11 protein-coding genes are annotated in these 12,142 nt (G+C 69.7%); 3 read left to right on the forward strand and 8 right to left on the reverse strand.

Annotated features, from left to right (window positions below):
• Positions 1 to 19: 19 nt before the first annotated feature.
• Genes QCZ28_RS23315 through QCZ28_RS23345 form a run of 7 tightly spaced genes read right to left on the reverse strand, consistent with a single transcriptional unit; the run spans position 20 to position 7,643 of the window.
• Entirely contained in the window at positions 20 to 1,198 is a 1,179-nt protein-coding gene (locus QCZ28_RS23315) for an acyltransferase (RefSeq protein WP_279518641.1), read from the reverse strand.
• Positions 1,195 to 2,511, reverse strand: a complete 1,317-nt coding sequence (locus QCZ28_RS23320; RefSeq protein WP_279518642.1) for a glycosyltransferase — start codon at positions 2,509 to 2,511, stop codon at positions 1,195 to 1,197. The genes QCZ28_RS23315 and QCZ28_RS23320 overlap by 4 nt, the downstream gene beginning before the upstream one ends.
• A gap of 20 nt (positions 2,512 to 2,531) precedes the next feature.
• Entirely contained in the window at positions 2,532 to 3,452 is a 921-nt protein-coding gene (locus QCZ28_RS23325; RefSeq protein WP_279518643.1) for a diacylglycerol kinase family lipid kinase, read from the reverse strand.
• Positions 3,439 to 4,434 carry an NAD-dependent epimerase/dehydratase family protein gene (locus QCZ28_RS23330; protein ID WP_279518644.1) on the reverse strand — a complete coding sequence of 332 codons (996 nt, stop codon included), beginning with the start codon at positions 4,432 to 4,434 and terminating at the stop codon, positions 3,439 to 3,441. The genes QCZ28_RS23325 and QCZ28_RS23330 overlap by 14 nt, the downstream gene beginning before the upstream one ends.
• Entirely contained in the window at positions 4,434 to 5,483 is a 1,050-nt protein-coding gene (locus QCZ28_RS23335; protein ID WP_279518645.1) for an AIR synthase related protein, read from the reverse strand. The genes QCZ28_RS23330 and QCZ28_RS23335 overlap by 1 nt, the downstream gene beginning before the upstream one ends.
• A 1-nt stretch (position 5,484) precedes the next feature.
• The gene (locus QCZ28_RS23340) at positions 5,485 to 6,471 is read right to left on the reverse strand and encodes a UbiA family prenyltransferase (protein WP_279518646.1); all 987 of its coding nucleotides are present in this window, start codon (positions 6,469 to 6,471) and stop codon (positions 5,485 to 5,487) included.
• Positions 6,468 to 7,643, reverse strand: a complete 1,176-nt coding sequence (locus tag QCZ28_RS23345; protein ID WP_279518647.1) for an aminotransferase class I/II-fold pyridoxal phosphate-dependent enzyme — start codon at positions 7,641 to 7,643, stop codon at positions 6,468 to 6,470. The genes QCZ28_RS23340 and QCZ28_RS23345 overlap by 4 nt, the downstream gene beginning before the upstream one ends.
• Positions 7,644 to 8,617: 974 nt before the next feature.
• Between QCZ28_RS23345 and QCZ28_RS23350 the strand changes: the two genes are divergently transcribed.
• The gene (locus QCZ28_RS23350) at positions 8,618 to 9,001 is read left to right on the forward strand and encodes a VOC family protein (RefSeq protein WP_279518648.1); all 384 of its coding nucleotides are present in this window, start codon (positions 8,618 to 8,620) and stop codon (positions 8,999 to 9,001) included.
• Positions 9,002 to 9,581: 580 nt separating this feature from the next.
• On the opposite strand, the gene QCZ28_RS23355 is transcribed toward QCZ28_RS23350, so the two are convergent.
• Positions 9,582 to 10,487 (reverse strand): LysR family transcriptional regulator, encoded by a 906-nt coding sequence (locus QCZ28_RS23355; protein WP_279518649.1) that lies wholly within the window; start codon positions 10,485 to 10,487, stop codon positions 9,582 to 9,584.
• Between the two features lie 80 nt (positions 10,488 to 10,567).
• Between QCZ28_RS23355 and QCZ28_RS23360 the strand changes: the two genes are divergently transcribed.
• Complete coding sequence (locus tag QCZ28_RS23360; RefSeq protein WP_279518650.1) at positions 10,568 to 11,515, forward strand: EamA family transporter; 948 nt, start codon at positions 10,568 to 10,570, stop codon at positions 11,513 to 11,515.
• Positions 11,512 to 12,141, forward strand: coding sequence for an NAD(P)H-binding protein (locus tag QCZ28_RS23365; RefSeq protein WP_279518651.1), 630 nt, complete (start codon positions 11,512 to 11,514; stop codon positions 12,139 to 12,141). The genes QCZ28_RS23360 and QCZ28_RS23365 overlap by 4 nt, the downstream gene beginning before the upstream one ends.
• Position 12,142 lies beyond the last annotated feature (1 nt).

The following is a 12,142-nucleotide window of genomic DNA, read 5'->3' on the forward strand; positions in this document are numbered from 1 at the left end:
GTTCCGGGTCCGACTGTCGCTACGTGACCCGCGTCCCGTCAGCCGTCGCGACGGGCAGCGGTTCAGTGGCCGGCGTAGCGGCGGCCGCAGGGGCGGCGGCCCGTTTGCGGGGCTTGGCGAACCGGCGCATCATCGGCCGTTCCACGCCGACGTGAAGCAGCGATGCCAGGCCGAGGGTCACCAGGTAGGCGCCGACCATCACGGCGAGCGCGGCGGCGACGCCGAAGCCGTTCGGAGCCATGTTGGCGGCGCCGTACAACACCAGGATGTGCAGGAGGTAGAAGGCGAAGGACGTGTCGCCCAGCCAGCCGGTGACCCGCCCGCGCAGCGGTGAGCGGTGCCCCTCGACGTCCGCCCGGGCCGCGGCGGCCACCAGCAACGCGAGCGGGATGACCATCGCCGCGACGACCGAGTAGAGCAGCGGAACGACCTCGGAGACGCCGTAGAAGGCCAGCGTGACAAGTGCGGCGCCGGGCAGGCTGAGCCTGATCCACAGCCCCCGCATGACGAGTTGGGCGATGACGATCCCGAGGACGAAGTCCAGCATCCGGATCAACGGAAACTGTTGGACGAACCAGAACTGCGGAAATGCCGCGTCCGCGTAGGTGTACGTCGGCTCGGCCGGAAGAAACGCCAGGGAGAAGGCGGGCGCGACGAGCATCGCGGCGACGATGCCACCCGCGAGCGACCAGAGCCAGGCGGCGTTGAGCCGTCGGATGCCGGCGAGCACCCACGGGAACGACGCGTAGAAGAAGATCTCACAACTCAGCGACCAGCTCGGCGGATTGACCCCGTTGAAGATGAACTCGTTCGGGATCCAGCTCTGCACCAAGGCCAGGTTCGCCACCGTCGGCCACAGCGGCGCGCCGCCTCGTACCAGGATCAGTAGGAGAATGAACACGGCGCAGACGACCAGGTGGTTCGGCAGGATCCGGGCGGCCCGTCGGCGCCAGAACCGGCGATTCGGCTCGTGGTCGGGAGCCGACCAGGTCAGGACGAAACCGCTGAGGATGAAGAAGAAGCCGAGCGCCGCGGATCCGGTACGGCTGAGAACGAGATACCACCAGTCGTCGATCCGCTCGTCGGCGAAGAAGCCGAACAACGTCGTGTGCGAGAAGAAGACAGTGACCGCGGCGAGCCCCCGCAGACCGTTGAGGGTCGGCAGTTGCCGGGCCATCCGTCCCGCCTGCTGGGTCATCGGCGGCCACCTTCCGTCGTTTCGGACATCTCCTGTCGACGTACCGGCCGGCGTGTCCGGAACGCCTCCTCGGCGATGTCGGCCGCGCGCCGTACGCCGTCCAACTCCGCGATCCGGCGTTGGTAGTGCTGCGCCTTCGCCCGGTAGGTGGGGTCGCCGCTCACCGTGTCGATGGCCGCCCGCAGCCGCGCCGGAGTCACCTTGTGCACCGGGATGAACTCGCCGGCACCGAGGTACTTGAGTCGGGCGGCGACGCCCGGTTGGTCGTTGCCCACGGGCAGCGCGACCATCGGCACGCCATGGGCGAGCGCTTCCAGTGTGGTGTTGATGCCGGCGTGCGTGATGACGAGCGACGCCCGCGCCAGCAGATCGAGCTGGGGCGCGTACCGGACCACTATCGGGTTTCCGGCAAGGCCGGTCGGCGGTTCGACGTCGGTGCTGCCGAGGGAGATGACCAGTTGCGCGTCGAGCCCGGCACAGGCCGTGGCGATCGCCTCGAATATGTGCGGGAGGCGGTTCTGGAGGGTGCCCATCGACGCGTAGATCAACGGGCGGTCGTCGAGCCGCTCCCACGGGAAGGACACCGGCTCGGTGCTGTCCTCGTCGTGGAACGGCCCGGTGTAGTGGAACGAGTCCGGCAGGCGGGTGCGGGGGAAGTCGAAGAACGGCGGTTGCTGGGTGATCTGGGCCAGATCCGAGCCGTCGTTCACACTGTTGATCAGCGGCAGGCCCCATGCGGCACGACGTTCGTTGATCCGTTGCAGCACCGGCCGGATGACCCAGGCGATCACCTGGTCGCCCACCATGTTGCGCACCCGCGCGAGCGGCGAGGGATGGTACGGCCACGCCGTCATGAACGGCGGCACACCGGGTTCGGTGTTCAGCGCCAGCGCGTTGCACACGTTCACAACCGGAATGTCGAGGTGGTCCCCGACGGTGTTGCCGGCGCCGTAGACCTGGTCCACCAGCAGCGCGTCGATGCCGTGCCGCTGCACCAGAACCGGCAGGTCCCGCAGCAGAACCTCGACCTCGCGCACGTACCCCCGGACGATGAAACGCACCGCGGCCAGGCCGGTCAGCCGACCCTGCTCCTCGGAGAAGCGCGCCAGTGAGCCCACCGGAAACTCGCGCTCGCCGATCGGTGCGAAGGCGAACCTGGCCGTGAACGACTTCGTTCCGGCGTCCGGCAGGGAGATCAGGGTGACCCGGTGGCCGCGCCGGAGCAGTTCTCTGCCGAGCGTGGCCATCGGGCTGAGTTGGCCGGTGTAGTCGGGAACCACGAGTCCGATGTGGAACATGGTCGGGGCACTCACGTGTCGCTCCCTCGCTGGGTTCATACCACCGTCGTCAGGCAGGACGGATGTATCGAAAACTCGGCCGGGGTGTATCCGACGATCTCGCCGTCGACCTCGACCGGCAGCGGGCTGTCCGCGTCGACGCGCACGGTGCGGACCTCCTGCCGGTGGATCGCCGGATGTCCCGCTGCGGCCCCGCGGAACACCTGCCACATCAGTCCGGCCACGCCGAGGCGGCCGACACCCGACACCCGCACCGCGTCCAGGTAGCCCGCCCTCGGGGGTTGCGTGCTGCCGAAGGTCAGCCCACCGGCGAAGTACGGCACCTTGAGCACGGCGAGATTGCTGATGCTCTGGTGCGACGGTTCGCCGTCGAGTTCCAACCGCACCGCCACCGGCCGCCAGCGGGCCAGCGTCCGGATGCTCGACGCCGTCTCGGCGAGCTGGAGGTTGAGCCGCTTGAGCACCCGGTTGACAGGTGTCTTCTCGGTGAACCGCTGACCGATCACGCTGATCAGCCCGACCGTGCAGCTGACCAGGAAGTACCGCTGGTCCCGGGTGCCGTCGGGCCGGGTGAAGGTCACCGTTCCGACGTCGGTCTCCCGGTCGCGGGCGCGGTCGAGCAGGTCACCGAGGTCGGTGACCGGCCGCAGGCCGCGAGCGAAGTCGTTGCAGGTGCCAGCCGGCACGTACGCCAGCCGCACCTTCTCCCCGCCCGCCTCCAGCACCCCGTTGGCCACCTCGGACAGCGTGCCGTCGCCGCCGATCGCCACCACCGTGGCGTACCCGTCCTCGACCGCCTGCCGCCCGAGGGCGATGCCGTGCCCGGGATAGCGGGTGGACCAGCACCGCGCCCCGGGCAGTTCCGTGGCGATCCGCCGCATGATGGTGTCCCTGCGCTGAACACCGGACGCGGGGTTGGTGATGCAGACGACCGGGTCGTTCTCATCGGCTGCCATGCGCCTGCTCCAATTCCAGTTCCGCCATGGCGAGGCTCAGCGCCTCCTCGAAGCCGTACCGGGGTGAGTAGCCGATCGACCGGATCCGGCCGACGTCGTACCGCATGCCTCCGGCGACGGACCGGACCGCGTAGCGGGTGAGCAGCGGCCGGCCGGATCTGATGCCGATGCCGGCCATCCCGGCGAGTTCGGACACGGCTCCCGCGGCCAGGGCAGCGCCGAAGGGGATCGAGGTGGTCGGCGGCCGTGCCCCGATCCGTTCGGCCACCGAGGCGAACAGCTGCCCCAGCGTCAGGCCGTACGAGTCACCGACGATGAACCGGCCGCCGGCGCAGCTGGCAGTGGTGCCGGCCAGCACGATCGCGTCGGCCAGGTTCGCGCTGTACGTCAACTCGATCGGCGGCACGCCACGGTCGAACTGCACGAGCTGGTTGGCGCGCAGCCCGCGCACGAGCTCGGGCAGGAAGGTGCGGTCGCCGGGGCCGAAGACCCAGGCGGGGTACACCACTGTGACGTCGAGACCGTTCCCGTGGTACGACCACGCCAGGTCTTCGCCGGCAGCTTTCGACAGCGGGTACGGGTAGCGCGGCACCCGCCGTGGCGACGCCTCGTCGATGACCTTTCTAGCATGGAAACCGAAGACGTCGACGGTGCTCAGGTAGACGAATCGGGAGACGCCGCAGCGCCGCGCCTCGTCCAGCACCGCCCGGGTGCCATCCCGGTTCACCTGCCAGATGCGTGGGCCGGGTCGCCAGTCGGTCAGGTCGGCGGCCGCGTGCACCACCAGGTCGACGTCCGTGCAGGAGCCGCGCAGCGACTCCGGGTCGGTCAGGTCGCCACGGTGGGCCGTGTACGTCGCGTCGTCCGGCGCGGGTGCCCGCACCAGCCCGCGTACCGACCAGCCCTGTTCCCGCAGGGCTGCGGCGACCGCGCGGCCGACGCAGCCGGTGACGCCGGTCACCAGAGCGAGACCCGACCCCATCACGAACCCTCCGCCAGCAGGGCCCGCAGGTCGGTGAGCAGCGACCCGGCCGGGTCGAGTGCGCGCATCCGCGTCAGCAGGTTTCGCAGTTCACGGCGCTGGCCTGACTCGTCGACCATCAGCAGCTCCGGACCGGCGACGAGGTGTCCGACGTGAAACGGACGCAGTCCCTGTCGCGTGAGCGCCTGGGAGCACGCCCGTGCGTCGGCCGGATCGATCGCGTACAGCAGCTCGAACTCACCCCACTCGGCGGCCGCCGAACACCACCGGGGCAGGCCCGCCGAGTCGGCGACGGCGGAGACGAGCGGCGCGTACACCTCGTCGTGCAGCATCACCTCGGCCCCCAGCCCGTTGACCTCGGCGAGGCTGACCGCCGCGCTCAACAGACCGTCGCTGGTGTCGATGCACGCCCGGGCGTAGCGGCGCAGCGGTTCGCACGCGGTCACCCGCGCCTCGGGCAGCCACGGTTCGCCCGCGCCCGCACCGCCCAGTGCGAGCGCGCGGAATCCGACCGCGTTGCCGGCTCCGATCGGGCCGGTCACGTACAGCGCGTCGCCGGGCCGGGCGCCCATCCGGTTCAGGATGGATTCGCGTGGGACGGTTCCCAGGGCGCACGAGGTGAAGCTCTCCTCGTTGGCCCAGTTGGTGTCGCCACCCACGATGTGGCAGCCGTACCGCTCGGCGGCCTCGGATGCGCCGCGCCCGAACTCACGGGCCTCCTCGGGGGTCCAGCTGTCCGGGCGCAGCGAGCAGGAGACCAGTACGGCGACCGGGTCGGCGGCCACCGCGGCGAGGTCGCTCACGCTGACCGTGGTGGTCAACCAGCCCTTCGCGTACGGCGTGGTGGCGGTGGCCAGTTCGGCTCCGTCGTTCAAGGTGTCGACGGTGACCGCCAGGAGCCCGGCGGCGCCCAGATCGAGGAGTTCGGCGTCGGCCTCGAAGGCGTTGTTGAGTTGCCGTGGCGAGCGGGTCATGCGCTCGCGGATCGCCATGATCAGGCTGCTCTCGGCCGCGCTCAACGGCAACCGGTTGCGGGTGGTGGAGGTCATGTCACGCCTGCCGGGAGGACTGGGTCGCCCGCAGCGTCAGCTCCAGGTAGACCATCATCGGAACGCCGACGACGAGGAAGAGCGTCGGTCGGTGCAGCGCGCCGAGCGACAGGAAGAACAGTGTGGTCGCCCTGATGAACCAGACCAGCGCCTCGTACGCCCGGGTCTCCGGCGCCCGGTTGAGTGTCACGAGGCTCTGCGTGAACCCGAACGCGGACGCGATGAGCAGCCCCCAGCAGACGATCTCGGCGTAGGCGCTCGCGCTGTCGGCCTCGGCCACGGCGGCGGTGCCCGCCGCTATCACCGCGACGACCGGAAATATCACGGCGATCCGGCTGGAGGCCCTGGTGCCGATGGCCACCGGCAGCGTGCGGTAGCCGGCGACCCGGTCGCCCTCGATGTCCTTGAAGTACCCGACGAGGCAGAAGCCGCTGAACGTGACAGCGACCAGTGCCGTCTGGAACCACGTCACCGCCGGGATGTCGAGCCATCCCGCGTCGGGTCGGACGGCCACGGCGCCGAGCACCGTGAACAGCGCCATGTCGACGCCGTTGACGAGATTGCCCAGCATGGGGATGCGCTTGGTCCACGAGTAGACCAGGTGCCCGCCGATCGCGATGACGCTCCACAGCGCCAGCGTCGGTGCGACCACGATCGCCACCACCATCAGGGCTGCGGACAACGTGAGCGTCAGCGCCAGGCCGATGTGGGGGTTGATCAGCCCGGTGACGAACGGACGGTCCGGAGCGTTGACCGCGTCGGCCTCGCGGTCGAACCAGTCGTTGATGACCACGCCGACGCCGTATCCCAGTGTGCAGAACAGCAGCCCGATCACGATGCTCGCGGCGTTGGCCCCGGCCGGCGGTGCGGTCATGCCGACCAGACCTGCCGACAGCGAGAAGGGCACGAAGTGCAGGCGCCACATCCGCGCCCAGGCAACCACCAGGTCCCAGGTCCTGACGGCGGGTTCGAGCTGGTTGACGGTCATTGGTCCTCCACTGACATCAGGTCGCCGACCTCGGCGAACGCGGCGACGACGCGCTTGAGCTGCTCCGGTGTGTGCGTGGTGGAGAAGCTCGCTCGCAGCCGGGGCGAGGCGGCCGGGGGGATGACCGCGTTGACGTAGACGCCCCGGTCCAGCAGGTTGCGCCACGCGAGCAGGGTCTGCGGTACGCCGTCGAGCCGTACTGAAACGATCGGCGTTTCGCTCGGGATCGGGTCGTAGCCAAGGGCCGTCAGCTCGCGACGCACGTACGACGCGTTCTCCACCGCCTGCTGGCACAGCCCCGGCTCCGCCTTCAGGATGCGCAGCGCGGCGTACGCGGCAGCCAGGCTGGCCGGCGGGGCGGACGCGCTGAAGATGAGGCTGCGCGCGTGGTGACGCAGGTACTCGATCACATCCGCCGGGCCGGCCACGGCACCGCCGATCGACGCCAGCGACTTGCTGAAGGTGACGGTGATGAGGTCGACCTGGTCGGTGACGCCGAAGTGCGCGCTGGTGCCCCGGCCGTCGGCCAGTACGCCGATGCCGTGTGCGTCATCGACGAGCAGGCGGGCCCCGTACTGCCGGCACAGCCGTACGACCTCGGTCAACGGGCACAGGTCGCCGGCCATCGAGTACACCCCGTCCACGACGACCAGCCGGCCGGCGTCCGAGGGGCTGGCGGCCAACTGCCGCTCCAGGTCGTCCATGTCGTTGTGGGCGAACCGTCGCGTCTTGGCCCGGCTCATGCCGCAGCCGTCGTAGACCGAGGCGTGCGCCTCACGGTCGAGGATGACCACGTCGTGACGCGACAGCAGGGATGCGATGACGCCGACGTTCGCCTGGTAGCCGGTCGGAAACACCAGTGCCGCCGGCATGCCGAGGAAGTCGGCCAGTTCCTGCTCCAGCGCGTCGTGCAGTGGCGTGTTGCCGTTGAGCAGCCGCGAGCCCGTGCGCGATGTGCCGTACTCCTCGATCGCCGCCTGCGCCGCGGCCTTCACGCGCGGGTCGGAGGTCAGCCCGAGGTAGTTGTTCGAGCCGCACATGAGGATGTCGCCGTCGAGTGTCTGCGCGACTGTCGCGTCGTGCCCCTCGAAGGGAATGAAGTACGGGTAAACGTTGGCTGCGCGAGCCTCCTGGCTCTCGGTGTATGACTGGCAGCGACCGAAGATATCCACTGTCACCACGGTTCGCGAAACCCCTCTCATCTGGTGCCCCGTGTGCATCGGGCCGTTCAACGGACCTGCTGCTCCAGTAGTCGGCACAATCGCTCCGGACAGTGGCGCGCCGGCGATCGGGATCGGCCAGCACGTAGCCGCTGTGCGGAGGGAGGTGGCCGGTCGTCTCTCACACCCGCTGGTGCCGCCGGCTCGCAGGCTGAACCAGCGCGGGGACGCCGCGGCGCGGCTCGGTGAACCGCAGCGCGAGGGCGTTCCTCGTCCCCGGCGGAGTGAGGGCGACGTGTGTGCAGAAGACGGTCGAAGGTGCTGTTGACGCGCCTGGCCCGGCCGGCCGGCCCGGCGAGCGACGGAACCGACGCGGGCTCCCGACCTTGGACACGCCGCCGGTTGCGATGCCAGCGGTGTTGCTGGAATCGCTGTCCGACCACTGTGGAGGCGGGAATGCGTGCCGGGCCGTCGCGGCCCGCAGTGCGGTCCGAGGCTGGCGCACACCAGCCGACATCAGGCCAATAGGCTCGTGAAGGTCGGCGCTGGCCGTGTCATCGTGTTGCGCCGCATTCCTCTGGCACCACGGTAAGAATCCAGGGATGTGGCGCTATGGCAGCGCAGGAAAAGTGGCATTGCAGCGGCAGCGCATAGTTCATTACTCCCCCCGATCCGCTGTCTACATTCACCAGCGGCGATCGCTTGACGATCTCTCTGGAGCAGGATGCTACGCCGGTTCCGCAGCGCACGTCCAGCCCACTTTGGTTGTCGGATCCGCCCGTCCGCCACGGCTCAGCTGCCTTGCGGGAGTATTGCTCCAGGTGACAAGCGAGGGGACGGGATCGAGCGCCATCTCAGCCCGTTGGGCAAGATCAACGAATAGGCGTCAGTGAAAGTTGCCTCTGACCGCAAGGCGCCCTCTTTGCCCCATTTGGCCGTCATGCGATGGCGGCGAATCTCCGCATGGATGTGGATAATGATTGATCGTGGCGCATCGCAGCAGACTCTCGACGATCCTGATTGACGTACCCCGAGGTGAGGCACCGGCAGCTGCCGCCTTCTGGTCGGAGGCCCTCGGCGTGCCTGCCCGTACGGTCCCCGACGAGCAGCAGTTCACCTCCCTGCACGGCGCACTGCCCGGGCTGGTGCTGGCGGTGCAGGCAGTGGATGACCAGGCTCGCTACCACGTCGACATCGAGACCGACGACGTCGAGGCGGAGACCCGCCGACTGGTCGCCTACGGCGCCGTCGAGGTCGGCCGCTGGCTGGAGTGCGTAACCCTGCGGGCCCCGGGCGGCCATCTCGTATGCGTTATTCCGTGTCACACCGATCCGGAGACTTTCGAGCCTCTTTCCCAGGCATGGGAGTAGGTGCGCCGGACGACGATTTGATCGCGGCGTCGTTAATGCGGAGCACCGTGACGTCCGGGCGTGGCCGAGGAACTGTTCTGCGCGTTTCTCGGCGGTCAGCCGTCTGAACCGACGCGGCCCTCCTCCCGTGCTGTTCGTAACAGCCGCAGGAATCTGATTCCATCGCAAACCTGCTGGGGGAATCGTCATCCGCCTGATGGGTCCGCTGCGGCTTGGGGGAGTAGGTAGGCGACCGTCGCCGCCATTTCGTCAATATCTCCGGCGCAACCGGTTGAGGTCGCCGCATTCACGCTTCCAGGCGTGTCCCGAGCGAAGGCGCTGGTCGATTTGGTGCCACAGCGTTGCTCGTCAGGCCGCGTCGTCCCACGTCGTGGGCCGGCGAACGCGTGAATACCTCCCGGCCGGGAGTCGTCACCCGGTGCGCGGACAAGCGGTGGAAGCCCATTGCGGCGACGGTCGAGGAGATGGTGACGACGCGTCCCCGCTCGATCATCGGCAGGGACGACCTGTCCGCCAAATGGCATCGGCGACAGGACCAAGATTCACCCCCGGTCGCCGGGCACGTCCGCCGGAGTCGTGATTACCGGCCGGGTCGCTGCCGCTCCGGGTGCGCCCCGCCCGGGATCTTCAGAACAGCGAGAAAGGCGTTTACCGCAGGGGTCCGGCCCAGGCGACTCCAGACGAGGTGCTCGACCCGGGCCGGCGCGTCGGCGACCGCAATGGTGGTCACGCCATTGAGTCGTGGCACGTAGGCGGAGGGGAGCATGGCGACGCCGAGGCCGGCAGCGACGAGGTCGGCCATCAGGTCGGCGGCGGTCACCTCGAACGCGACGTCGCGGGCGAGGCCGGCGGCGGAGAACGCCTGATCGGTCTGGGCCCGCCCGGCGCTGCCCACCGGAAAGTCGACGAAGACCTCGGCGGCGAGCCGGTCGAGGTCGACTGCCGGTTCCCCCGCGAGCGGATGGTCCGGGGCGACCACGGCGACGAGCCGGTCCCGAGCCAATTCGTGCACGTCGACGCCCTTTGGCTGCACCGTTTCCGGCAGCCCCAGGAACGCCACGTCGATGACGCCCTGCTTGACCTGCTCCACGAGTGCGTCGCTCCCGCCGACACGCAGGCCGACGCGCACGTACGGGTACCGCTGGCGGAACGCGCGGAGGGTGGCCGGAATGTCGACGGCCGCAACCGTGGGGATCAGACCCACCCGCAGTCGTCCCCGTACCTCTCCCACCGCCGCCGCGACCTCGGCGGCCGCGCGTTCGGCGGCGTCCAGGCACTGGCGGGCGGCGGGGAGGAACGCCGCACCCGCCGGAGTCAGCCGCACCCGGCGGCTGGTCCGCTCGAAGAGCCGCGCACCGAGTTCCCGTTCCAGCCGCGCGATCTGGTGACTCAACGCGGACTGGACGACCAGGCACCGTTCTGCGGCCCTGGTGAAACTGCTCGTCTCGGCGACGGCGAGGACGTAGCGCAGTTGGTGTAGCTCCATCGATCCATCTTCTCTGTAGATCGATCGGATGACAAACATGCATTGGACTCATCGATGTGCGCGCGACGAGACTTTCCGACATGACACGTTCCGGAGCGGAGAGACTCGTCGGCGGAGCCGGCTTCTCCAACAACCTGCCGCGTACCGCGGTGACCGCGCTCGCTCCGCTGGCGTGGGGCACCACCTACGTCGTCACCACCGAGCTTCTTCCGCCCGGCCACCCGTTGTTCGCTGGACTCCTGCGCGCGTTGCCCGCCGGACTGGTGGCGCTGGCATTCACCCGTACGCTGCCGAGCGGCGCGTGGTGGGGGAGAGCGGCGACGCTCGGCGTACTGAACATCGGACTCTTCTTCCCGCTGCTCTTCGTCGCGGCCGAGCGGCTGCCGGGAGGCATCGCTGCGACCCTGGGGGCGGTGCAGCCGCTCGTCGTCGCCGTCCTGGCCGCGACGCTCCTGCGGGAGGGACTCTCCCTCTGGCGCGCCGTCTGGGGTGTCGCCGGGGTGCTGGGCGTCGGCCTGGTGGTGATCGGACCGAACGCCGCGTTCGACGCCGTGGGGATCGTGGCCGGTCTCCTCGGCGCGGCAACGATGGCGCTCGGGGTAACCCTCACCAAGCGTTGGCAACGTCCCGCCGGGGTGAGCCCGATGGCCTTCGCCGGTTGGCAGCTCAGCGCGGGCGGTCTCTTCCTGGTGCCCGTCACCTTCCTCGTCGAAAGACCACCACCAGCGATCGACCCGCCCGCTGTTCTCGGCTACCTCTGGCTAGGACTGGTCGGCGGCCTGTGCGCGTACGTGCTGTGGTTCCGGGGCGTCATCGCGCTACCGGTTACCTCCGTCGCGGTCCTCGGTCTGCTGTCGCCGCTGGTCGCCGCGCTGCTCGGTGCCCTGCTGCTCGATCAGACGCTCGGCCCGATCGAGCTTCTCGGCTTCGGGCTCGCACTGGCCGCAATCGTCGCGGGGCAGCTGCCCGCGCCGACCCGGCCGCGCCACCCGGGCTCGCAACTCGTACCGGAAGGGGCAACTCGATGAAGATCGCCGTGGTTGGAGCCGCCGGAATGGTCGGTTCGCGCGTCGTCGACGAGGCCGCGCGCAGGGGACACGACCCGATCGCCATCGTCCGGAGGCGGAGGCCGGCGGCACTGCCGCAGGGCGTGACCGCCGTCGCCGGCGACACGGACGACCCCGGCTGGCTCAGCCGCCTCTTCGACGGCACGGACGCGATAGTGGCGGCGATCCGTCCCGCCCCCGGGTACGAACACACCGTCGCCGCGACCACCACGACGCTGCTCGACGCGGCCGAGGCGGCCGGGACGCGCATCGTCGTCGTCGGCGGTGCCGCCCCGCTGCGGATCCCCGGACACCCCGACCGCCTCGTCCTCGACAGCCCGGAGTACGTGCCGCGGGCCTGGCGAAGCATCGCCGCCGCCAGCATCGTGCAACTCGACGCCTGCCGGGCGCACCGGGCCGACTGGGTCTACCTGAGCCCGCCCGCCATCCTCGAACCCGGAACCCGCACCGGTACGTACCGACGGGGCACCGCGACGCTCATCACCGGGGCCGACGGCGCGTCCCGGATCTCGGTGGAGGACCTCGCCGTCGCCGTCCTCGACGAACTGGAGAGACCGGGCGGGGACAAACACTTCACCGTGGGATGAG

This window comes from Micromonospora sp. DH14, assembly GCF_029809455.1.
Taxonomy (GTDB): Bacteria; Actinomycetota; Actinomycetes; order Mycobacteriales; family Micromonosporaceae; genus Micromonospora; species Micromonospora parva.